Raw genomic sequence first — 22,660 nt, 5'->3', positions numbered from 1 at the left:
ACGCTGAAGGAGGCGCTGGCGACAGCGACCTGGACCCTATGAGTATTTCAATGACAACAAAGCTCAGCTACGGATTTGGTGCCTTTGGTAAAGATTTCGCTATCGGTATCGTCTACATGTACCTGATGTATTACTACACCGATATTGTTGGCTTATCGGTTGGGGTGGTTGGCACCTTGTTCCTGGTGGCAAGGATCCTCGATGCGATAGCCGATCCGATTATGGGATGGATCGTTAACTGTACGCGATCGCGATGGGGGAAGTTCAAACCGTGGATCCTGATCGGCACGATAACCAACTCGGTGGTGCTGTATATGCTGTTCAGCGCCCACCATTTCAGCGGCGGGGCGCTGCTGGCGTGGGTGTGGCTAACCTACCTGCTGTGGGGCTTCACTTACACCATCATGGATGTGCCGTTCTGGTCGTTGGTGCCGACCATTACCCTCGATAAACGCGAACGCGAGCAGCTGGTGCCTTACCCGCGCTTTTTCGCCAGTCTGGCGGGATTTGTCACGGCCGGCGTCACGCTGCCGTTCGTCAACGCCGTCGGCGGCGCCGATCGCGGTTTCGGTTTTCAGATGTTCACTCTGGTGCTGATCGCCTTCTTCGTCGTTTCCACCCTCGTCACCCTGCGCAACGTGCATGAGGTTTACTCCTCCGACAGTGGTGTGAGCGAAGACTCCAGCCACCTCTCACTGCGCCAGATGGTGGCGCTGATCTATAAAAACGATCAGCTGGCCTGCCTGTTAGGCATGGCGCTGGCCTATAACACGGCGGCGAACATTATCGCTGGCTTTGCGATTTACTACTTTACCTACGTGATTGGCAGCGCGGAGATGTTCCCGTATTACATGTCCTACGCCGGGGCGGCTAATTTGCTGACGCTGATCCTGTTCCCACGACTGGTGAAAGGGCTGTCGCGGCGCATTCTGTGGGCGGGTGCTTCGATCATGCCCGTGTTGGGCTGCGGCGTGCTGTTGCTGATGGCGCTGGGCGGCGTTTACAACATCGCGCTGATTTCGCTGGCCGGGATGCTGTTGAATATCGGCACCGCGCTGTTCTGGGTGCTGCAGGTTATTATGGTGGCCGATACCGTCGACTATGGCGAATATACGATGAATATCCGCTGCGAAAGCATCGCCTATTCCGTTCAAACGCTGGTAGTCAAAGCCGGTTCGGCGTTTGCGGCCTGGTTTATCGCCATCGTGCTGGGTATCATCGGTTATGTGCCGAATGTTGTGCAGTCGCCCCACACGCTGCTGGGGATGCAGGCGATTATGATTGCGCTGCCGACGCTCTTTTTTGCTCTGACGCTGTTTCTCTATTTCCGTTATTACAAACTGAATGGCGATATGCTGCGACGGATTCAGATTCACCTGCTGGATAAATATCGCCGGGTACCGGAAAATGACGTCGAGCCGGAACGGCCGATTGTGGTACCCAATCAGGTGTAAAAAGCGTGCGAAAACCGCTGACGAAAGAGGGGAGGGATGCTCTCTTTTTGAGCAAAAAACAGTGTCTTAAAAAGACAGAAAGAGAAAACTGTAGTTCTCTATTTTATCTCAATTATTTCTCTTTTTGAGTGTTCTGGACTGTTTGTTTCTCCGATTGTTCTCAAATAAAACTCAGAATTGTCTCTTTTTCGTGCTCTTGCGCTGCTTTTTAACTCTTGCTACTCTTTTTGGGTCTTACATTTTTCTCTTATTTGTCTCAGTGATGGAGCAATGCAATGCGCATTTTTATCGATGATGGTTCAACCAATATCAAAATGCTGTGGGAGCAAGATGGCGAAACTTTCACCCATATCAGCCCCAACAGTTTTAAACGCGGCTGGTCTGCCACCTTCGGTTCGGGGAAGCCTTTTAACTACACGGTGGATGATGAAAAGTACTCATTCGACCTGATCACTCCCGATGCGCTCCCAACCAATAACATTGACTGGCAATACAGCCCGTTGAACTCCATCGCTGTCCATCACGCGCTGCTGACCAGCGGTCTTGAGCCACAGGATGTTGAAATTGTGGTCACCCTGCCGCTGACCGAATTTTATGATGAAGATGCGCAATATCGCCTCGACAATATTGAGCGCAAGAAAAAGAGCCTGCTGCGCGACGTTAAACTGAATAAAGGCGTGGTGTTCAATATCACTAAAGTTACCGTGCGCCCGGAATCGATTCCGGCGGGCATCAGCCTATGTGATGAGCTGAAACCGTCGCATTCGGTGCTGATTATCGACCTTGGCGGCACCACGCTGGATATTTCAATGGTCGCCGGGCAGATGACCTCGGTTTCGCGCATTTACGGCGACCCGAAGCTGGGCGTATCGCTGGTGACCGACGCCGTTAAGCTGGCGCTGGCCCGGGCGAATACCGACACCTCCAGCTATAACGTCGACCAGATAATCATCAACCGCCACGACGAAGAATACCTGACCGATAACATCAACGATCCGGATGCGGTTTCTGAGGTGAAGAAGGTGATCAATAACAGTATCGAACGTCTGACCACGCGTGTCCTGACGGCCATCGATAGCTTTAAAGGCTATTCGCACGCGATCGTCATTGGCGGCGGCGCGCCGCTGGTTGCCGACGCCATTCGTGAACGGATGGGTCTGCGCGAGGATCGTTTCGTGGTGGCTGAAGAGCCGCAGTTTGCCCTGGTGCGTGGTCTGAAAATTATTGGTTAAGGAGCGTCTATGACTCTGGATCGCAGAAAAGTGCTGATTTACCTGCGCCCGGATATCAGCGCCAGCGAGCGCTTCGCGGACGCAAAAATTGAGGCCCATCACCGTGGCGACCGCGGCGATATGTCGCGTACCGCGCTGCTGGCGGGGCTGGCGTTAGGGGAAGTCGATAGCCGCTTGCCGTCGATGCTGGCGGCGTTGCTGGCGGAAGATACTAAACCGGAAACGCTGCGTAAGATGCTGGCCTCGTTCCTTGAGATCCAGCCGGCCTCTCCCGCCCCGGCAGCCGCGCCAACAGCCGCCCCGGCTAAGGCGCCGGAGCCGCCCGCGCCGGTGAGCGAGAGCGTCTCCGCGCGTAATCTCGCCGGTTCGTTACCGGATTAAGCGCTATTCCCGGTTTGCGCGACCCGGGAAACTCCCCTGCTTGCGCTGCGCTTAGTTTGTAGGCCGGGTAAGGCGTAGCCGCCACCCGGCATACAGGCGGCTCCCTGGCTGGGGCCATGCCCGGCGGCGCTACGCTTGCGCGGGCCTACGGATCCAGTGCAATGGTGGGTCCAGTGCCATTTGTAGGCCGGGTAAGGCGTAGCCGCCACCCGGCAAACAGGCGGCTCCCTGGCTGGGGCCATGCCCGGCGGCGTTACGCTCGCGCGGGCCTACGGATCCAGTGCAATGGTGGGACCAGTGCCATTTGTAGGCCGGGTAAGGCGTAGCCGCCACCCGGCATACAGGCGGCTCCCTGGCTGTGGCCGTGCCCGGCGGCGCTACGCTTGCGCGGGCCTACGGATCCAGTGCAATGGTGGGCTCCAGTGCCATTTGTAGGCCGGGTAAGGCGTAGCCGCCACCCGGCATACAGGCGGCTCCCTGGCTGGGGCCATGCCCGGCGGCGCTACGCTTGCGCGGGCCTACGGATCCAGTTCAATGGTGGGCACTGTGCCGTTTGTAGGCCGGGTAAGGTGTAGCCGCCACCCGGCATACAGGCGGCTCCCTGGCTGTGGCCATGCCCGGCGGCGCTACGCTTGCGCGGGCCTACGGATCCAGTGTAATGGTGGGTCCAGTGCCATTTGTAGGCCGGGTAAGGCGTAGCCGCCACCCGGCATACAGGCGGCTCCCTGGCTGGGGCCATGCCCGGCGGCGCTACGCTTGCGCGGGCCTGCGGATCCAGTGTAATGGTGGGCCCAGTGCCGTTTGTAGGCCGGGTAAGGCGTAGCCGCCATCCGGCATACAGGCGGCTCCCTGGCTGAGGCCATGCCCGGCGGCGCTACGCTTGCGCGGGCCTACGGATCCAGTGTAATGGTGGGTCCAGTGCCATTTGTATGCCGGGTAAGGCGTAGCCGCCACCCGGCGCGAAGACGGAACGCCACGACCCGGGATGTCGCCCCTATCCGTGGGCGAGGAAGCGCGCCAGGCGCTGCTGCAGCAGGCGATTTTCGCGGGTCAGCCGCGCGTTCTCATCCAGCAGGGTCAGCGCCACCGCAATTCCCGGCCAGTCCAGCTCCAGCTCATTACGCAGGCGTACCGCGCGGTGCACGATTGTCACCGCGCTGTCGTCGAACAGCCAGGTGTCCGCCTGCGGCTGGTGTGGCTCAATCATCCCTAAGCCGACGATCTCCGTCAGCTCCTCTTCCGACACCCCGGTACGCAGGCACAATTCGGTAATGGTAAACGTCACTGTTACTGTAGCCATCAGGCTTTCCCCCATGTCTTACGCGGATCGAAGCTGGCTTCGGCGGCGGCCAATTGTTGCCAGAGCTCACGCGCTTTTTCATCTGGTTTTGGCGGCATCACTATTTTAATAACGGCAAACAAATCGCCGGTGTGGGTTTTGCTCACGAGCCCTTTCCCTTTGATACGCAGTCGCTGCCCTGCCTGACTGCCCGGCGGCACCGTCAGCAGAATGCTCTCTTTCAGGGTGGGCACCGTCACTTTCGCGCCCAGCGCGGCCTCCCATGGCGCCAGCGGCAGGACGATCTCCAGGTTATGACCGACAATATCGAATAGCGGATGCGGGGCGATGTGGATAACCAGCCACAGATCGCCGTTCGGGCCGCCATTCTCCCCCGGCGTCCCCTGGCCTTTCAGGCGGATACGCTGACCATCGACTACCCCGGCGGGGATCTTCACATTCAGCGTTTTCGGCGTTTCGCTTTCGATCATGCCAAACACGTTGTACACCGGCAGGTTATAGCTGATGGTGCGCGTCTGCTCGGCCAGCGTCTCTTCAAGGAACACCGCCACTTCGATCTCCAGATCGTGGCCGCGCGCCGCGTGTTGACGACGACGCTGATGCGCCTGCTGGCCAAACATGGAGGAGAAGATGTCGTCGAAATCTTGCTGACTGTAGCTCTGCTCGTGGGTCTGTCGCTGGCGACCGAAGCCGGGATCGTTGCGATGCTGCCAGAGCTGATCGTATTCGGCGCGCCGTTGCTCATCTTTCAGGACTTCCCAGGCTTCGGCGAGATCCTTAAATTTGGCTTCGGCATCGTTTTCTTTACTGACGTCGGGGTGATATTTGCGCGCCAGGCGGCGGTAGGCGGTCTTGATGGTTTTCAGATCGTCGGTTGGTTGCACCCCGAGAATGGCATAATAATCCTTCAATTCCATGATTTTATCTCATCTATGCTCAGTGCGGTGGTTACATATTCCCTGGAACAGGCGTCAGTATAAAGCGTAGGGCAAATGCGCCCTGACGGGGAAGAAAAGTGGCGGAAACTTGACGCCGTCGGGGTCGACGGCGCCGTGGATAAGATTAATCTTTCGCCTGCGGCCGTGGGCGGCGGCGCCATCCGGTGAATAGCACCAGCAGCGCGCCGACGGCGCCAGCCAGGCGCGCGGTGCCCTCGCCGGCGCTGGGAAACAGCTGGCGAATGGTAGGGTCGCTGACCAGCATTGACCCGGCAATCCAGCCGATGAGCATCCCGCCCAGCAGCACCACCGTGGGAAAGCGGGTGAGCAGGACCAGCACCAGCTTGCTGCCGGCGACAATAACCGGAATGCTGATCGCCACGCCGAGGGCGACCAGCGCAATGTGCCCTTTCCCCGCAGCAGCTACCGCCAGTACGTTATCCAGCGACATAATCACATCGGCAACGGTGATGGTGATCGCGGTGCGCCACAGGCTGCCAGAGCTGCTAACCTCGCTCTCTTCTTCCTCATTCCTGACCAGCTTGATGCCAATCCACATCAGGAGCAGCGCGCCGACTATTTTCAGCCACGGCAGCGACAGGAGATACAAAGCGATCGCCAGCAGCAGAACGCGCGCCAGGATGGCGCCCACGGTACCGATGATGATCGCTTTGGTGCGTTTCTGCGGCGGCAGTTTGCGGCAGGCCATGGCGATCACCACGGCATTGTCGCCACCCAGCAGTAAGTCGATGGCGACAATCTGCAGCATAATCACTGCCATGTCCCATTGTTGAAGAAATGCATGCATATCGAGAGAAACCACCTGAAAAAAGAGCAAGAAAAACCGCTGCGCAGGGTACTCCGCCTGGGCCGCGTTGACCACTGGCGCAGACCTGCGCTATCGCGCGGGAAAGAGAGAGCCTGAAAAATAAAGTTACGAATCAAGGCGCCGTTGGGCAAGGCTTCGGCGAAAAAGGGTGATATTTTGTCACCCAGACTCACCTGCCGTTCACTTATCGCAAGGATCCCCACTATGTCTGGCCACAAGAAATACCTCTCTGTCGCCCTGCTGAGCGCTGTCTTACTGCCGGCGATGGCCTCTGCCGCTGACGCGCCGGCGACTTTCACCCCGGAACAGGAGGCGAAAATCGGCAAAATCGCCGCCGACTATCTGGTCGCCCACCCGGAAGTCCTGCTGCAGGCGAGCCAGAAACTGCAGCAAATTCAGGCTGAGCAGCAGGCCAGCGCGGCCACTCAGGCGGTGCTGAAGAACGCCGCCGTGTTGACCCAGGATAAAAATACCCCGACCTACGGCCCGGCCAACGGCAAAGTCACGGTGATCGAATTCTTCGACTACCAGTGCGTCTACTGCAGCCGTCTGGCGCCGGTGATGGAGCAGGTGATTAAAGCGCACCCGCAGACCCGCTTCGCCTTCAAAGAGTGGCCGATTTTCGGCGGCCGCTGGGAAAGCTCGCTGGAGGCGGCAAAAACCGGCCTGCAGATCTATCAACAGAAAGGGGCGGATGCCTATCTGGCCTACCATAACGGGATTTACGCTACCGGCCATAACGAAGGCAAGCTGACGACGGCGGATATCCAGCAGCAGGCGAAGAAAGCCGGCTTCGATGCGAAGAAGGCCGCCGACGTCGAACCGGTGCTGCAGAGCATAAACGATCTGGCGCAGGAGATTGGTCTGAGCGGCACGCCGGGCGTGATCGTGATGCCGACCACCGGCGCCACGGAAGCCAGCATCACCGTCTTCCCGGGGCTGGCAGACAAAGCCTCGCTGGAAGCCGCCATCAAAAAAGCCGGCGGCTAATCCCCGGCGTATTACCTGTCCAGGCCGCCGACGGCGGCCTTGCTCTCATGCGTCATCGCTCTCTTCCTGCGGCGGCGGTAACGCGTGGCTTTTTAAATCAATAATCTGCCCGATTTGATCGTGGTAAACGGTGAGCAAATTATAGCGGCTCATCTCCGAGATAATCTGCGGCGCGACGTTAAAGCTGCTCGCCAGCTCATCGTCGCGCAGAGCGAGCACCGCGGTATGACGCCGGGTACGGGCGCGGCGCCGGTTGTAGTGATACCAGAGGATCAACAGCCAGCCGTTCAGCGCGGCAATCAGCAGATACACCAGCGCCGTATTCAGGGAGTCCATCAGCGATTCCCAGCGCGGAGAGGGCGGCGCGATGAACTGCATCAGCAAATTGGCGTACAGAAAGAACAGAAAACCGAGCCAGGCCAGCAGCGTTAAGCCGGCGTCGACCAGCCGGGGCAGCACCCGATGTTCGGTTAAGATGTGCGTGTTTTCATTCATCACAGGCTTCCTTTTCCCCGGTCCGGGCTCACCCAGCGCGCGCGGGAACGTTGACGTTTCACCATCACTTTCGGAAAAGCGACCAGCGTGGTCAGCAGGCCGATCATCCAGTAGACCATCGGGAACCAGATCACCCAGAACAGCGATTTGGCGACCTTTTTCTCATAGCGCCGCTCGATATACAGGCTGGCGACGAACTGCAGCAGGCACATCAGGCCGAGCAGCATGCCGGTGAATTCCGGTGGAAACAGGCTATGCACCGCCAGATTGTCAGGCAGCGGCATCAGGCGGCTGAGGATAAACAGCAGAATGGTGATCGCATAGGCAAAGGCCCACAGCGTGGAACAGGCATACTCCAGAAACAGCGGCCACATCCGGTGATGCTGCCAGTGAAACAGGCGGCGCAGATTGACCAGAAAGACTTCGGCGCCGCCCTGGGCCCAGCGCAGACGCTGCTTCCATAACCCTTTGAGGGTCTCCGGCATCAGGATCCAGCACAGCGCTCGCGGCTCGAAAAAGATGTCCCAGTGGCGGAGCTGAAGCTTCCAGCTGATATCAATATCTTCAGTGATCATATCCGGGCTCCAGTAGCCGACGTCCGCCAGCGCCTGGCGCCGGAAGGCGGCGATTACGCCGGAGACGGTAAAGACCCGGCCATAGATCCGCTGCGTCCGTTTGATAAGCCCAATGATCGACGAGAACTCCCCAACCTGAATGCGGCCGATCAGCGTGGATCGGGTGCGGATCCGCGGATTGCCGGTGACCGCCCCGACGTGCGGATAATGGATCAACGGCGCGACCAGCCAGGCCGCGGTATCCCGGTCCAGCAGGGCGTCGCCATCGATGCAGACCAGCAGATCGCCGCGGGCGGCGGCGGCGCCCGCTTTGAGCGCCACCGCTTTTCCCTGATTGGCGGCCAGATGGATCACCCGCAGCCTCGGCTCCTCCTGCGCCAGCTGCTGGAGCACCTGGGCGGTGTTGTCCGAAGAGCCGTCGTTAATCGCGATCACTTCAAGATTGGCGTAACGCTGGGCCAGCGCTGCGCTGATGGTTTCCCGGGCGTTTTTCTCCTCGTTAAAGCAGGGGATCAGGATCGAGATCAGTGGATTGCCCGGCAGCGTCGGCGGCGGGGTATCCTCCCCCCACGGCCAGTGACGTTCCAGCTGAAACCAGAAGTAGAGACCCCCGGTGATCCACAACACTGACATAAACAGCGGCCAGAAAAAGACAAAGTCGAGGATAAGCTCGCCGGTAAATACCGCTGCGACACCTAACGGCAGCCCGAATACGAGGCATAAAATGCACAATGCGATAATGCGATCAGTCATGGTCAGGGTACCACCAGGAAGAAAATTGCGGCCTGATACGAGAGATATCAGGCTGGTTGTTAATAAAATCGTCAGGGTAGTAGCCGTAGTTTTTGACGCCGTTCAGCCGCAGCAAACGCATCCAGTCCGCCAGCTGCTGGTCGGGAATGGCGTTTTGCTGGCGTCGATTCCAGTCTCTGGCCTGCAGTTCAAAGATGGTTTTCTTCAGCGCGCCCGGGTGGCGGGCGACGGCCTGCACCAGCCGCGTCAGCCAGGCCTGGCTGGCGTCGATCGGCACGGACTCCATCAGCGGCATCGCCATGGGGACCGTCCAGTCATAGGCGGCAAGGAAGTCATCCAGGTTCTGCGCAAACCAGGCTTCGCTTTGCGACTCCAGGATCGGCAGGGCGAAGAGATTACGCGCCGTTTTCACCTGCGGGCCGCGGATGGCCTGCACTGCCTGGCGTAGATCCAGAGTGAAGCGGGTCAGGGTTTGGCTTTTGAAACGCATCCATGCCTGGCGCTCTTGCGGACGTTGGGGCACCGGGGCGGCATCGTGCCCCAGACCCGTCTGCCGCCAGGCGGCGACCGCCTCCGGGCTCACGTCTTCAAAATCGGTCAGCACGGCGTCGTCGTGAAACAGAATCCCGCTGAAGCTGGCGTGTCGGGCCAGATCTTCGTAGATGTCGGTGATCTGCTGGCGAACCCGGGGATCCCAGGGCGACAGACGGACGTACGGCTGGCGGGCAAGTAACGCCTTCCCGGTTTGCGGATCCCAGCGCTGAACGCGCGGCAGATCTGAGGCAAGATCGAAGGCCAGCACCGGCATCCAGGCATAAACCTTCACATTGCCGCGGGTCTGCAACTGCCAGGAGACGAAGTTAAACAGGTCGGCGCGCATCGGCAGCCAGCGGTTGGGGAAATAGAGCGACTTGACCGTGCCGTCGCCCTGCGGGTCGGAGAAGGCCTGCAGAAAGACGTGGCTGATTTTCATGTCATAGACGCGCTGCACCAGCTTATCGATATTCTTTGCCTGCTGGACGGGATTGGGGTCATAGACATAGTCCAGATCCACATGCATCACCCGAACAGGATCGGCTTCCTGAATCTGGGTCACGGCGCTGGCAAAGGCCTTGAGCGACGGGTTACCGGCGATCAGCAGGCGTGGAATATTGTCCAGATCCTTCACGTTGCCCAGGCCGTCGTTCAGCGTAAACGCCAGCTGATACCCTTGCTGTTTGGCGATGGTCAGGGTGCTGCCGCTGGCGGCGCCGTAGGGCCACACCCAGGCGCGCGGCGTTTTCCCGGCAACCTCATGGATTTTCGCCGTCACTTTCTGCACGTCATCGGTCATTCGCCGGGTAAACTGCGCGTCGCTTTCATAGCGGCCGGTGGTTTTATCCCAGCCGCGGTTGGCGGCGGCAGGCTCGCGGCTGCCCTGCGGATTGGCCGGCAGACCGTAGTGCGAGGCCCAGGTGTGAGCGCCGATCTCCACCAGCGGCGAGCGGCTGAGCTCGCGCACCATCTCCCAGGTAGCGAAGCGCTCGCGCGGCGTCATCAGGCCGCCAAAATTAACGGGCTGACCAGCGGGAGTGTCCACCCAGCTGCCCACCGGCGCCCACAGCGCCGGGACGTTCCAGGCTTTAAGCAGCGGCCAGACGCGGGTGTAAAAGCTGCTGTAACCATCGTCAAAACTGAGGAGAAAAGCCTTGGGCGGCAGCGACTTTAAGCCATAATGCGCATCGAGAATGTCCTGAACGCTAATCGCATGGTAGCCGTTATGCAGCAGCCAGGCGATCTGCTCATTGAGTGCGCTGGTGCGCACCGAAAGATAACGCTGGTCGGCGGCATCGTCTTCGACGTCATGGTAGGCCAGCACCAGAAAGCGATCCGCCGGCCAGGGTTGATTGGCCTCCAGTTGGGGGCGCTGCTGCGGGGCGAGGAAGGGGACTTCCTCAGCACGCACGCTGAAGATAAGGCACAGCCAGATGAGAAGCATCAGGCCGTTGCGCAGGGTCGTGTTCAGCATGGTCATCCTTAAAACCGTATATTTGCATCAAGAGTGATGGCGAGGTTGTTTTCACGTTTGCTGTCGTAGGGGCGCTTATCCCAGTTCAGCATCAGCCCGGTGTCGACGACGTTGTTCCAGCGCAGGCGCTGCCCGTAACCCAGCACCGTGATCGCCCCGGCGGCGTGATTTTTTTGCCAGTAGCTGCCGCCGCCGGCGAGTAACTGCTGGCTCCAGACGGTGTCATAGCGCTGGTAAAGCGTGTGATCGACGGCCAGCGCCGCGGTGGCGGCGAGGTCCCGTGCCGGACTGTAGTAGGCGGTGTCGGTGCGGCTATTGGCGCTGGCCGACAGACCGGGCTGCAGATCCAGCGTTAACCATGGGGTTTGCCAGAGGCGTTCTTTACCGGAGAGGGTGTACTCCTGGCGGCGGTTGCGATCGGTAAACCGGCTGGCGGCCGCGCTGAAGCGGTACTCCCGGCGTTCGTTTGGAGACCAGCGCAGCCAGCCTTCGCCGCGGTTGGCGCTGACGCCGTTGCGTAACGCGCGCAGCGGCGTCTGCTGCGAAATCCGCTCCAGTTCGCCGCCCAGCTGCCAGCGATCGCTAACGTCATGGGCGGCGGAAAGGCGGACGCCGGGCTTGTTCTCGCCGTGAAAATTGACGCTGGAGAGCTCAAGCTCGCCCCAGTAGTCGCGCGGACGCCATTCAATACCGGCAAACAGCTGGCGACGGCTGCCTTTCCCCTCTTCAAAATTGCCTTCAGCGAAGCGGTGCCCGCCGAACAACCGCCAGCTGTCGGCTAGCGGCGGGCTGTAGATCGCCGTCTCAAAACTGAGGTCGTGCGTGCCGCTCACCGGGTTGTCGGAATGCAGCCCTTTGCCAACGCTCAGGCGCAGCTCGGAGAGATGATGGATCTCGCGCGCTCTGGCCAGGCGCTGGGTGTTCAGATCCCGTGGCGAGCGGGCGACGACGTCGTCAGCCAGCAGATCCATTTGCCGCCACTCCTGCAGATCGAGGGCGACCCAGGCCTGCTGGCGCTCCAGCTGCAGGCTGGCAGGTTCCAGAGATTCCGCCGCTTTTAGCTGGCGTTCGGCTGCCCGTGGCAATCCTCTCTCCTGCAGAAGGGCGGCATAGTCTATCTGCAGGCCCTGGTTTCCAGGGGCCGTCGCCGCCAGGCGCTGCATTCGGGCTTCGGCCTGCGGCAGGTCGTTGGTAGCCGCTAAATAGTGCACGTTAAGCGACTGTGCGGTGAGCCAGTCGTCGTTCGGCTGCGGCGTTGGCGAGCCGTAGAGACGACGGATGTAGGGCGCATTCCTGGTGAGGCGGGCGACATACCGTTGCGCCGCCGGGTACTGACCGGTGTCCAGCAGAGCGTAGAAAAGCTCGTGTTCCTCATTCTGTTGGCTTGTCAGCCACGAAGGATGCTGGTGGATAAGCGTCAGCGCAGGCTCAATTTGCTTAAGGGCGATAAAAGAGGAGATGACCCAGCCGATGGCCCAGTCGGGAACGGTCTGCTGCTGGGCGATCAGGCTTTGGTATTCGCGGATGACCTGCGCGTACTCGGCGCTGGCGTACAGCGCGCCCAGACGATCAATACGCGCCCGGATGATGTCGGGCGCAGCCTGTGGGTCGGGGTGCCAGGCGGCGATCATCGCGTCATACTGCGTGAGCGCCGTGCGGGCCAGCGCGTAACGCGCCTTTTCTTCGCGGGAAGGGGTATCGGCAAGGCGCACCAGTTCGGCGGCGGCGTTCAGCTGCAAGTTACGCTTTTCCGCAGGCGTCAGTTCGACGCTATTCGCCAGGCCGAGAGCAGGGGAATCAATCCGGTTGCGGGTCAGGGTCGCCATCAGGCTGGCCAGCGCGGTTTTGTTTTGCGGTTCACGATCGAGGATCTGCGTGTCCACCAACAGCTGGTCCCAGCTTTTGCCCAGCCGCAGGTAGACATAGGAGAGCGTCTGCAGGTGCGCAACGCTCGCCTGCTCCGCCACCAGGCGACGCGCTTCGCTGAGCGCCTCGCCGTCCTTGCGGGCATCGGCGAGCGTTTTGATATAGCCGATACGATAGTCGTCGCTGCCAGGGGCCTGGCTGAGTGCCTGCTGCCAGAGGGTGAGCGAGGTTTGCCACTGCTTCTGGTTGCGCAGGGCCTGCGCCGCGGCGGCGGTGCCCCGTGCGGGAATCGGCATATAGACCTGGTAGCGTCGCCAGACTTTCACCACTTCATCGTCCTGACCGGCCCAGAGGGCCACCTGCAGCCAGTCCGCCACCTGAGAAGGGGTTAAGGCATGCCGCAGCTGGTACTGCTGAAGGTAACTGAGAAAGGGGGCGTACTGGCCTTGGCGCGCTTGCAAGATTTGCTGGTCATAGAGCGAATCCGCTCCCTGAACCAGCGCCGGGAAGAGCAAAAGCAAGCCGATTGATAGCGAGAGTTTCGTGTTGCGATTAAACAATAACGTATTTGAATAAGGTGATCTTTCCATTTCTATTTGCCATATGTTCATCAAGAATCCATTGCACAACACGACCGTCCTTTGACGGTGAGTTAAAGGATGAGGATGGTCCCATTTAGCTGACTGGCACTGCAGGTGAATGACCTATTGCAAACTAATAAACATATCTCCTGTTGATAAATGAATGGGTAATTTATACCCGATACGGCAACCGATAAATATGGATAAATTATGGTCTGCGTTTTAAGATAATTCTGTAAAATCGACTTCGTTCGAACGGAAGTGTTCAAGTTGATTTCTTTAACCTACTGATATAAATAAAAAAGAAAGTCAGGTGGAATTTTGTTTAAAAATGGCGGTGTGACTTATATTTGGTTGGGGTTAGAGTTTTTTAGGCAATATTTAAGATGATTTCTGACAAAAATTCTTAATAGCAAAAAAAGCATCTTTTCTGTGGATTTTTTTTATTTATAATCAATCTGTTTATTTCCTGTCAGAACGCAAGGAGGGTTTTCACAGCCAGATTCAGATGCCGCGCTAATGATAAATCACAGGTCTCGTTATTTTCACCGCCATGCGAAGCGTTCCATAGGGGGAGGGAAAACGTCTGGTTGACGAGAATTTGTTGATTAAATGTTAAAGGGACGATTTGTGGCAACTTTAATGATATTGGTTACCCAGGATTACTATCTTTTTCAAGGTGTTAAGAATTTTTTTCCTGATATCATTCAGTTAGATTCTAGCGGAAAAGCGATTTTAGATAATGAGGTTGATGAAGTCTCTCTGCTGGTTGATAGCCGCTCGCCGCTTTGCCATTACGATTATCTCGTGCTGGCAGCGGCGAAATCCAGAAAGCGAATATGTTGTATCGTCCTCGATATGCGCCATCGGGAAGAGCATTTACTGAGCCTGAAATCGTTTTTAAACATGTCATTATCACCCGCGGATATGGCGACATTATTTGGCCTTTTTCTGGAGATGAATAGCAAGCGTCTGACCAAAGAGTGGTTTGACGATCTGCGCTTAAGTTTGTCTGAACAGTTAATGTTACGTTTACTCATGGCGGGGATGACCATGGAGGAGGTGGCCGTCGATCTCAATACGTCACTAAAAAGCCTTTACCGCAAGCGTACTGCGCTTTATGAGCGGTTGGGGTTAGATAATTTTAATGAAGCTTGCTTATTTATCTTTCGAAATAAGCTGCTGGAGCAGACCGAACGTTCATTATGAAGCTTCGCTGTACAGAGAATGGATGGTTATCGCAAGGTATTTGTTGACGAAAATCTAATAAATTAAATAGATATTGATAGGTACAACCGTCGATACCCGGCGGTATCGATGATGGCATTCGGCATATAATTCCGGAGCTCTTTGGAAGTATTTACCGCCAATGCGGTTTGCTATGCACAGCGATTATTATAATGAATATATTCCTTGCGCCGCACAGGAATAGTTTTGTCATAAATTAACACTACCATGGTATTCCGACTCACGCGTCGGAATACCATGAGATATCGTGAAAGCATCAGAGGAGCGAGGTGGATGAGAATAAGGGACAGTATTGCTGAGCGGTTAGAGGCATGCGGGCTCTACCGTCGGGCGGCATCCAGATGGATTGAGGTGATGCAGCGTTGCCTGGACGATGAGGACCGAGAGTGGATCCGTCACCATCGCAATCAGTGTCTGAAAAAGGCGCAACGTCCGCCGGCGCCGAAAGAGGAGTTTGCCGACCTCCACCAGGCGGCGAAAGAGACGCAATATCGTATGGGCATTGCGAAGCCCTATGGCGAAGCATTCAGGCTGCCCGGCAAAGGGAAAACGGCCGCCGAGTAATGCCTTTCTTCACGACGTTTGCCTGACGGCTTCGCCTTATCCGGCCTACGGGTCCTCCACAGGTTCAAACAGCGTAGGCCCGCGCAAGCGCAGCGCCGCCGGGCGATACACATCAGACACCGTACCCGCGGTTGTGCCGGATGGCGGCATAAATGCCTTATCCGGCCTACGGGTCCCCACAGGTTCAAACAGCGTAGGCCCGCGCAAGCGTAGCGCCGCCGGGCGATACACATCAGACACCGTACCCGCGGTTGTGCCGGATGGCGGCATAAATGCCTTATCCGGCCTACGGGCCCCCGCAGGTTCAAACAGCGCAGGCCCGCGCAAGTGCAGCGCCGCCGGGCGATACACATCAGACACCGTACCCGCGGTTGTGCCGGATGGCGGCATAAATGCCTTATCCGGCCTACGAGTCCTCTGCTGGTTCAAACAGCGTAGGCCCGCGCAAGCGCAGCGCCGCCGGGCGATACACATCAGACACCGTACCCGCGGTTGTGCCGGATGGCGGCATAAATGCCTTATCCGGCCTACGAGTCCTTTCGCAGGCTCAAACAGCGTAGGCCCGCGCAAGTGCAGCGATGCCGGGCGATACACATCAGACACCGTACCCGCGGTTGTGCCGGATGGCGGCATAAATGCCTTATCCGGCCTACGGGTCCTCTGCTGGTTCAAACAGCGTAGGCCCGCGCAAGCGCAGCGCCGCCGGGCAGCGGGTGATAGAACGGAGTTCGATGAAGAGTCCGGATGCAGAAAAGCAAAAACCCGCCTTTTGGGCGGGTTCTTTAAATAGTGGTGCCCGGACTCGGACTAACGCCGCAGGCGTTGAACAGCGCGCTTGCCGCGCTGGCCCCGAAGGGGTGAGCCGCTGTGCGGCGAATAATCGAACGGAGTTCGATGAAGAGTCCGGATGTAGAAAAGCAAAAACCCGCCTTTTGGGCGGGTTCTTTAAATAGTGGTGCCCGGACTCGGAATCGAACCAAGGACACGGGGATTTTCAATCCCCTGCTCTACCGACTGAGCTATCCGGGCAACGGGGCGCATTAAACCGTAATCCGCCCACCCCGTCAACCAAATTTCTTAAATTACTTATCGATTGCTTATCTTTGCGGCAATTCTGCGTTCAAAGGCGCGTTTTGGCTTAACTTCACTGCATGCCGTTATCGCCCTCGCGGGTTTTCCAGCCGCTGGTAATGGCGATAACGTGGCGTAGTCCGGAGATGAGATAATCGCCAATGACCTCCTCGTCCTCACGCGGCGAGCTTAGGGTAATTTCCGCATCCACGCCGTGGCGATAGGCGCCATGATGGCTGAAAATGGTGCCGATATAACACTTCCCGTTCAGCCAGACCGGAATATAGGCCACCGTCTCATAGATATAGTTAACGGCGACGCCGCTGTAGTAGTTATCCGCCTCGTCAGCGGAGGTGCCCGGCGGGATGGGGCAGATCGGCGCGTCGTTGTCGCTGGCGGGTCTGTCTTTCAGCAGGCTGCCCTGCATTACCTCCAGCGAGCGCAGCAGGTCCGCTTTATCGCCGTCGCTCAGGCTGGGGGTCAGCGGCTGGTCTTTCTCCGGGGAGCGGATGCTGTTCAGCGTATAGCGATAGCGAACCGTCACCGCGGGCGTCTGGCTGGTGGTGCTGAACGGGCGTAGCAGGTAGAGGTTATCTTCGCCAAACTGGCCGTTGTACCACAGGGCATACACCTGGCCGTTGATTTTGACCCAGTGGTTCCACTGGTTAGCCCCGCGGCCATTAATGGAAAAGAGGGCGCCGGGCACCCCGGCATCGAAATCATCACCATTATCACTGTCGCTGCCGTTGACGGCGGCAAAATCATCATCACCTCGCTTGAGCACCCCGGTGTAGCTGAAGAGCCCGGTGCCGCCCACGTAGCTGTCGATGATCAGGTCGCGTTTGCCGTCGCCGTCGAGGTCGATAAGGGTAAAGCTGACTTTGCCGTTTTCTGAATCCGCGCTAATCGAGGAGCGCAGAAACGCCTGCCACTCATCATCGCTGATATCCGGGGACGGTTTACTGGTCGTGATCAGCGTATCGTCGGCGTAAGTGAGCGTGAAGTCGGTAATATGGCCGGTTAACGGAAACTGCTCGGCGACCTTATTCAGAGACAATTCTGGATCGCTTTTTTGCGCTTTCAACACTGCGTTATACAACGTGCGCAGAGCCAGGTTATCCGCCTCTTTCTGCTGCCTGGGGATCACCTGGCTGACAAAGGTCGGCAGCATCCAGGTGCCACCCGGGGTGATTTCCCGACACATACCGGTGCTGTACTTCAGGCTGGGGGGAAAGGTTTTACCATCCCAAACGCGCGTCTCGCCGGTGACGCAGTCGGCCATGCCCCGTTCTTTGTGCAAAAAGACGATAGCGCCGTCGGCGTAGCTGGAGGCCTCGGTAGTGAGCAGCCGCGGTTTGCTCAACTGGGCGTTATCGACCAGCCACAGGGCGTAACCGTCGTTATAGGGCGCTCGCCAGCAGAGCGCCTGCGCCAGAGAATGGGTTTTATCCAGCGCGGTCAGCGTGATCTGGCGATCTGCCGCCGGAATGGCCTGATTCTGCCAGTCGTCGCAGCGCTGGTTCAGCAGCGGCGTCAGGATGGGCAGCAGTTTCTGGCGCTGAAGCATACTCAACGGCACTGGCTGCGCGTTATGGAGAACCGGGGCGGCGATAATTTCCGGGGCGGGAGTGGCTGGCAAAATGGCATCGTCGCCGGCATCGCCTTTATCCAGCAGCGCATCGGCGGTGCCGGTGCGTCGCTGAAACGCATCCATTTTACCCAGCACCTCGCGGCTGCCGGCGCTGGAAAGCGGCAGGTGCTGGCCGTTAAGGGTGAATTCGATTTTGCGCTGATTCGTTAACGCCTGTAGCAGGGCGGTGGTCTGATCGCTGTCGAGGCGAAAGTGGCTGTCGTCGAGAGCGTCCAGCGCGCCAAAATCCCGGTCGTCGATCAGCAGGCTGGCGGTGGAGTCGGCGGGGATATCGTGCTCGATTTGCGCAAAGGTTACCGTGGCGGTGAGGTGCTGTTCGCTGCCCGCGTTGCGGGTCAACAGCACGCTGACCTCACCCATGCGGACGCCGTAACCCGCCGCCCGGCAGGCGCCGGTATTATCGCAGGCGAGCTCCCAGTCTTTTTGTGCAAAGGAAAAACCTTGCAGGGGAGCCGCCAGCAGGGGCGTAGAGCAGAGGCCCAGCCAGGCAGCCCAGAAGAACGCGCGCATATCAATCCCTGTCAGCAATCAGTGAGGGGGAAATTATAGGCGCGACGTGGCGGTTAGGATATCAGAATCAGGTCAAGGCGCCACCCATACGGCACTGGGCGAAGCGTAGAATATCTTCAGCCAGCCGCCGGGCGGTATCCACATCCGTCTGGCTACGTTTGACCAGCAGACGGCTCAGACAGCCCTCGACAATCAGCTCCATCTGCTTGGCGACCATTTCCGGGTCATCCACCTCCAGCTGAGTCAGCAGCTCGTGAGTGTAGGCCAGCGAAGCCTGCTTCTGCTGTTCCGCCAGCTGGTGAATGGGGTGCTGAGGATCCGGGTAGAAGGTGCAGGCGGCGATAAACAGGCAGCCCGGGTACCGCTGGTTGCTTACGCAGGTGGTGAGTGCGGCATAGCGTGCCAGCAGCTTTTGCTCTGCGCTTAAGGTCTCGTCCAGCAGGAGCTGACGACGCCAGGCATCCACCTGCTGGCTCAGATAGCGAAGCGCGTCGTACAGCAGCGCTTCGCGGTCAGGCCAGAAGCGTTTCAGGTCGCTCGTCGGGCAGGACACGCGCTCAGCGACCATCTCCAGCGACGTGTTGGCGATACCTTCAATTTCAAGAATCTTAATGGCTTCTGCCAGGACGTCTTCACGTAGCACGGTGTTCTCCTCCATCTTTCCTCCTAAAGTGTCGCTCACGCTTGCCAATCGCGCAAATGGGCGCTGAATGCCGCGGCATCCATAAAGCCGGTGACTCGCCGCTCAGGCTGTTCCTGACCCTCAGCGTTGAAGAACAGGATCGTCGGCAGACCCAGCACCTGCAGGTGTCTCAGCAGCGCGACGTCTTGCGGGTTGTTCTTCGTCACATCGACCTGTAATAACACGGTGCCTTTCAGCGCCTGCTGCACGTCAGGTGAACTAAAGGTGTATTTTTCAAACTCTTTGCAGGCCACGCACCAGTCGGCGTAAAGATCGAGCATCACCGGTTGACCTTTCGCCTGCGCCAGCGCCTGGTCAAGCTCGGCCACCGAGCTGACGCGGGTGAAAGCCAGGTGCGCCTGCTGCTCGACCGCCGGGGCGCCAAACGCCCAGTCCTGCAGAGGCCGCGCGCTGACCAGCGCGGCGGCAAGCAGAATGATCTGTACCAGCCGCATCCACGGCCGGGTAGCGCCCAGCGAGGTGATAAACGCCCAGCTGAAGAAGGCGACACCGAGCATTGACCACAGCCGTAACCCCCACTGGTCGCCGAATATGCGTTCCAGCAGGAAGACGGGCAGGGCAAGGATCACAAACCCGAAGGCGGTTTTCACATGGCTCATCCACGGGCCGCTTTTCGGCAGCAGGCGATTGCCAAACACGGTCACAAGGATCAACGGCAGACCCATGCCCAGCGCGTAAAGGTACAGCGTGCCGCCGCCCAGCCACAGATTACCGCTCTGGGCGATATACAACAGAATGGCGCTTAGCGGCGCGGTGGTGCAGGGAGAGCAGATCAGACCGGCAATAGCGCCCATCGCAAAGACCCCGCCGGGCGAGCCGCCCTGGCGCTTATTGCTGAGCAGCGTCAGCCGGGTCTGCAGCGACGACGGCAGCTGCAGCGTGAACAGGCCGAACATGGAGAGCGCCAGCAGTATAAACACCGCCGACAGGCCGACCAGGACATACGGGTGCTGCAGGGCCGCCTGGAACTGCAGCCCGGCGGCGGCTACCACCAGCCCCAGCGCGGTATAGGTCAGGGCCATCCCCTGGACGTAAATAAAGGCCAGCAGCAGGGCGCGCGCGGTGGAAAGCCGCTGTTTTCCGCCCAGCACGATGCCCGAAATCAGCGGGTACATCGGCAGCACGCAGGGGGTGAAGGCGATACCAATGCCAATCAGCAGCGCCCACAGGGCGGTGAAGGGCAGACGAGCGGGGACGTCTGCTGGCGGCGCCATGGCAGGCGCCTGCAGCACGGCGTTCTCCTCCATCGGGCGCGGTTCAACCGGCAGCGGCGGATTGAAGGCCGGGCGATGGTTCAGCGACGACACGGGCGCGGCGGCGGTTGGCTGAGCGTCGTTTGAGGCCGCCCGCACGGCGCTCAGCGGGATCACTTTAGTCTCCGGCGGATAACAGAATCCGGCATCGGCGCAGCCCTGCCAGGTGACGGTGAGAGTAGCCTCTTTGTCCGCCTCCTTCACCGTCACCGGCACGGTCAGGCGTTGGCGAAAGATCTCGCTTTTGCCGTAAAACTCATCTTCATGCCACTCTCCCGCCGGCAGCGCCGGTTCGTCGATCGTCGCCCCGGCGGCGCTGAAGGTAAACTGTTGACGATAAAGATAATAACCATCCTTGATTTGCCAGCTCAGGTTGACGTCATGCTGTTGCTGCTGAAAGTCAAAGGCGAAAGCTTGATCAGCAGGCACGAAGTTCGAGCGCCCCGGCGCGTCGAATAACCCGGCGGTGGCTGATGTGCTGCACAGCAGCAGGATCAGCGTAATGATGCGGTAAGCCATGAGAGGTAATCGTTGTCTCCATGCGTGACGGGTAGAACCAGCAGTTCTGGGGTTTGATACGGGTGGTGTGACTTCAGGCAGTCCAGCAGCGCCTGCTGATGGGCAAGGTCAGTTTTGAGTAGCATCTGCACTTCATACTCCTGCTCGAGTTTCCCTTCCCAGTAATACAGAGAGGTAGCCCCCGGCAGCAGCGTGGCGCAGGCTGCCACCTTTTCCGCCAGCGCTTTTGCCGCCAGATCCTGGGCGGTCGCTTCGTCCGGCGCGGTACAGAGCACAACAACAGCATCAGGCGTAGTCATCATGAACCTCGTATCAGCGAAAAGAGGCACTATAACACGCAAGATGCGGGGATATTAGCGTAACGAGCGGGGAAAGTGAGGGCAACGGAAGGCGGGCCCGTAGTGGGCCCGCCGCCAGCGGTATTTACAGCATAATCCCGCCAAAGATAAAGCCGAGGATCACGCACAGCGTGATAGCGATAACGCCGGGGATCAGGAAGGCGTGGTTAAAGACATATTTACCAATGCGGGTTGAGCCGGTGTCGTCCATCTCTACCGCCGCCAGCAGGGTTGGGTAGGTCGGTAGAACGAACAGCGCCGAGACCGCGGCAAACGAGGCGATAGCCGTCAGCGGGCTGACGCCCAGCAGCAGCGCGGCAGGCATCAACGCCTTGGTAGTGGCTGCCTGCGAGTAGAGCAGCGTGGCGGCGAAAAACAGTACCACCGCCAGCAGCCATGGGTAATTATGCAGCAGATCGCCGGCCACGGCCTGGATGTCGCTGATATGCGCTTTAACGAAGGTATCTCCCAGCCAGGCGACGCCGAGGACGCAGACGCAGGCGCTCATCCCGGACTTAAAGGTGCTGGCGTTCAGCACTTCGCCAGTGTCGATCTTACAGGTGATGCTAATCAGGGTGGCGATGGTCAGCATAAATACCACGATCGCCTCGTTACGCGGCAGCACCGGGTTCTTAATCAGGCCGACGGTATCGCTGATGGCCGTGGCGTAGAACATCACCGCCACGATGCCGATCAAAAACAGCAGGACAGAGCGTTTGGCGTGCGGCTGCAGCTCAAATACCTGGCTGCCGCGCAGTCTGACTTCCCCCTTGGCCAGCCGCTCCTGGTAAACCGGATCGTCTTTCAGTTCGCAGCCGAGGAAGTTGCAGACGATAGCGGTGAGCATCACCGCCAGCAGCGTGACCGGAATACAGATGGCCAGCAGCGTCAAATAGCTAACGCCCAGCGGTTCAAGGATTCCTGCGAAAAAGACCACTGCGGCGGAAATGGGCGAGGCGGTGATCGCTATCTGGGAGGCCACCACCGCAATCGACAGTGGACGAGACGGACGAATGCCTTGCTCTTTGGCAACTTCGGTGATCACCGGCAGCGTGGAGAAGGCGGTATGGCCGGTGCCAGCGAGCACGGTCATAAACCAGGTCACCAGCGGGGCAAGGAAGGTAATGTACTTCGGGTGGCGGCGCAGCATCCGTTCGGCGAGGCTGACCAGGTAATCCATCCCGCCGGCGACCTGCATGGCGGCGATAGCGGCAATCACCGCCATAATGATTTCAATAACGTCGAAGGGGATCGCACCCGGTTTAATTTGAAAAATAAGCGTCAGGACAAGGACGCCAAGGCCACCGGCAAAGCCGATACCGATGCCGCCGAGCCGGGCGCCGAGATAAATCGCCAGCAGGACAATAACCAGTTCTGCACCAAACATATATGCCTTCCTTG

Annotated in this window: 20 protein-coding genes, 1 tRNA gene and 1 pseudogene; 8 read left to right on the top strand and 14 right to left on the bottom strand. The window is 58.8% G+C overall.

Annotated elements, in window-relative coordinates; genetic code table 11:
- The first annotated feature begins 38 nt into the window (after positions 1-38).
- The 4 genes from melB to LPQ25_RS24025 all read left to right on the top strand — a co-directional run bounded on the left by melB (position 39) and on the right by LPQ25_RS24025 (position 3,067).
- A complete protein-coding gene (gene melB, locus LPQ25_RS24040; protein WP_004146676.1) occupies positions 39-1,454 on the top strand; it encodes a melibiose:sodium transporter MelB in 1,416 nt (471 codons plus the stop codon).
- A 5-nt stretch (positions 1,455-1,459) separates the two neighbouring features.
- A complete protein-coding gene (locus LPQ25_RS24035; RefSeq protein ID WP_004146677.1) occupies positions 1,460-1,582 on the top strand; it encodes a hypothetical protein in 123 nt (40 codons plus the stop codon).
- Between the two features lie 147 nt (positions 1,583-1,729).
- Positions 1,730-2,686, top strand: coding sequence for a plasmid segregation protein ParM domain-containing protein (gene parM, locus LPQ25_RS24030; protein ID WP_004146678.1), 957 nt, complete (start codon positions 1,730-1,732; stop codon positions 2,684-2,686).
- Positions 2,687-2,695: 9 nt separating this feature from the next.
- Positions 2,696-3,067, top strand: coding sequence for a plasmid partitioning/stability family protein (locus tag LPQ25_RS24025; RefSeq protein ID WP_004151723.1), 372 nt, complete (start codon positions 2,696-2,698; stop codon positions 3,065-3,067).
- Between the two features lie 994 nt (positions 3,068-4,061).
- Here LPQ25_RS24025 and cbpM read toward each other — a convergent pair.
- Positions 4,062-4,367: a chaperone modulator CbpM gene (gene cbpM, locus LPQ25_RS24020; protein ID WP_002885324.1), complete on the bottom strand. Its 306-nt coding sequence runs from the start codon at positions 4,365-4,367 to the stop codon at positions 4,062-4,064.
- Positions 4,367-5,284: a curved DNA-binding protein gene (cbpA, locus tag LPQ25_RS24015; RefSeq protein WP_002885338.1), complete on the bottom strand. Its 918-nt coding sequence runs from the start codon at positions 5,282-5,284 to the stop codon at positions 4,367-4,369. The genes cbpM and cbpA overlap by 1 nt, the downstream gene beginning before the upstream one ends.
- Before the next feature lie 75 nt (positions 5,285-5,359).
- Here cbpA and LPQ25_RS24010 point away from each other — a divergent pair, with 75 nt between their 5' ends.
- Positions 5,360-5,473: a hypothetical protein gene (locus LPQ25_RS24010; protein WP_014908095.1), complete on the top strand. Its 114-nt coding sequence runs from the start codon at positions 5,360-5,362 to the stop codon at positions 5,471-5,473.
- Here the strand turns inward: LPQ25_RS24010 and LPQ25_RS24005 are convergent.
- Positions 5,430-6,113 carry a TerC family protein gene (locus tag LPQ25_RS24005; RefSeq protein ID WP_014908094.1) on the bottom strand — a complete coding sequence of 228 codons (684 nt, stop codon included), beginning with the start codon at positions 6,111-6,113 and terminating at the stop codon, positions 5,430-5,432. The genes LPQ25_RS24010 and LPQ25_RS24005 overlap by 44 nt on opposite strands.
- A 225-nt stretch (positions 6,114-6,338) precedes the next feature.
- Here LPQ25_RS24005 and LPQ25_RS24000 point away from each other — a divergent pair, with 225 nt between their 5' ends.
- The gene (locus tag LPQ25_RS24000; RefSeq protein ID WP_002885391.1) at positions 6,339-7,124 is read left to right on the top strand and encodes a DsbA family protein; all 786 of its coding nucleotides are present in this window, start codon (positions 6,339-6,341) and stop codon (positions 7,122-7,124) included.
- Positions 7,125-7,169: 45 nt separating this feature from the next.
- Here the strand turns inward: LPQ25_RS24000 and pgaD are convergent, their stop codons facing one another.
- From pgaD to pgaA, 4 genes are read right to left on the bottom strand one after another with little or no spacing between them, the layout of a single operon-like run.
- Complete coding sequence (gene pgaD, locus LPQ25_RS23995) at positions 7,170-7,619, bottom strand: poly-beta-1,6-N-acetyl-D-glucosamine biosynthesis protein PgaD (protein ID WP_014908093.1); 450 nt, start codon at positions 7,617-7,619, stop codon at positions 7,170-7,172.
- Positions 7,619-8,947, bottom strand: a complete 1,329-nt coding sequence (gene pgaC, locus LPQ25_RS23990) for a poly-beta-1,6-N-acetyl-D-glucosamine synthase (RefSeq protein ID WP_002885393.1) — start codon at positions 8,945-8,947, stop codon at positions 7,619-7,621. The genes pgaD and pgaC overlap by 1 nt, the downstream gene beginning before the upstream one ends.
- Complete coding sequence (gene pgaB, locus LPQ25_RS23985) at positions 8,940-10,955, bottom strand: poly-beta-1,6-N-acetyl-D-glucosamine N-deacetylase PgaB (RefSeq protein ID WP_014908092.1); 2,016 nt, start codon at positions 10,953-10,955, stop codon at positions 8,940-8,942. Before pgaB ends, pgaC begins: the two co-directional genes overlap by 8 nt.
- 8 nt (positions 10,956-10,963) lie before the next feature.
- Positions 10,964-13,411 (bottom strand): poly-beta-1,6 N-acetyl-D-glucosamine export porin PgaA, encoded by a 2,448-nt coding sequence (gene pgaA, locus LPQ25_RS23980; RefSeq protein ID WP_074424906.1) that lies wholly within the window; start codon positions 13,409-13,411, stop codon positions 10,964-10,966.
- Between the two features lie 633 nt (positions 13,412-14,044).
- Between pgaA and LPQ25_RS23975 the strand changes: the two genes are divergently transcribed.
- A complete protein-coding gene (locus tag LPQ25_RS23975) occupies positions 14,045-14,611 on the top strand; it encodes a helix-turn-helix transcriptional regulator (protein WP_004146685.1) in 567 nt (188 codons plus the stop codon).
- Here the strand turns inward: LPQ25_RS23975 and LPQ25_RS23970 are convergent.
- Positions 14,606-14,729, bottom strand: a pseudogene (locus LPQ25_RS23970) (hypothetical protein). The gene LPQ25_RS23975 and the pseudogene LPQ25_RS23970 overlap by 6 nt on opposite strands.
- A gap of 128 nt (positions 14,730-14,857) precedes the next feature.
- On the opposite strand from LPQ25_RS23970, the gene LPQ25_RS23965 reads away from it, so the two are divergent.
- On the top strand, positions 14,858-15,214 hold the full coding sequence (locus LPQ25_RS23965) for a PerC family transcriptional regulator (RefSeq protein ID WP_305953346.1): 357 nt from the start codon (positions 14,858-14,860) through the stop codon (positions 15,212-15,214).
- A gap of 953 nt (positions 15,215-16,167) precedes the next feature.
- Here LPQ25_RS23965 and LPQ25_RS23960 read toward each other — a convergent pair.
- The 6 genes from LPQ25_RS23960 to LPQ25_RS23935 all read right to left on the bottom strand — a co-directional run bounded on the left by LPQ25_RS23960 (position 16,168) and on the right by LPQ25_RS23935 (position 22,646).
- A tRNA-Phe gene (locus LPQ25_RS23960) sits at positions 16,168-16,243 on the bottom strand.
- A 115-nt stretch (positions 16,244-16,358) separates the two neighbouring features.
- Positions 16,359-18,446, bottom strand: a complete 2,088-nt coding sequence (locus tag LPQ25_RS23955; protein WP_014908090.1) for a DUF1176 domain-containing protein — start codon at positions 18,444-18,446, stop codon at positions 16,359-16,361.
- Positions 18,447-18,513: 67 nt separating this feature from the next.
- Positions 18,514-19,089 (bottom strand): transcriptional regulator, encoded by a 576-nt coding sequence (locus LPQ25_RS23950; protein ID WP_004218175.1) that lies wholly within the window; start codon positions 19,087-19,089, stop codon positions 18,514-18,516.
- 35 nt (positions 19,090-19,124) lie between these two features.
- Positions 19,125-20,921: a protein-disulfide reductase DsbD gene (locus LPQ25_RS23945; protein ID WP_012737194.1), complete on the bottom strand. Its 1,797-nt coding sequence runs from the start codon at positions 20,919-20,921 to the stop codon at positions 19,125-19,127.
- Positions 20,897-21,220, bottom strand: coding sequence for a divalent cation tolerance protein CutA (gene cutA / locus LPQ25_RS23940; RefSeq protein ID WP_002885422.1), 324 nt, complete (start codon positions 21,218-21,220; stop codon positions 20,897-20,899). The genes LPQ25_RS23945 and cutA overlap by 25 nt, the downstream gene beginning before the upstream one ends.
- 124 nt (positions 21,221-21,344) lie before the next feature.
- Positions 21,345-22,646 carry an anaerobic C4-dicarboxylate transporter gene (locus tag LPQ25_RS23935; RefSeq protein ID WP_002885423.1) on the bottom strand — a complete coding sequence of 434 codons (1,302 nt, stop codon included), beginning with the start codon at positions 22,644-22,646 and terminating at the stop codon, positions 21,345-21,347.
- Between the last annotated feature and the right edge of the window lie 14 nt (positions 22,647-22,660).

It is taken from the genome of Klebsiella sp. KPN54798 (assembly GCF_021184225.1).
GTDB lineage: Bacteria > Pseudomonadota > Gammaproteobacteria > Enterobacterales > Enterobacteriaceae > Klebsiella > Klebsiella pneumoniae.
The sequence above is the reverse complement of the archived record's forward strand: the minus strand, read 5'-3'. Positions and strand labels throughout refer to the sequence as shown.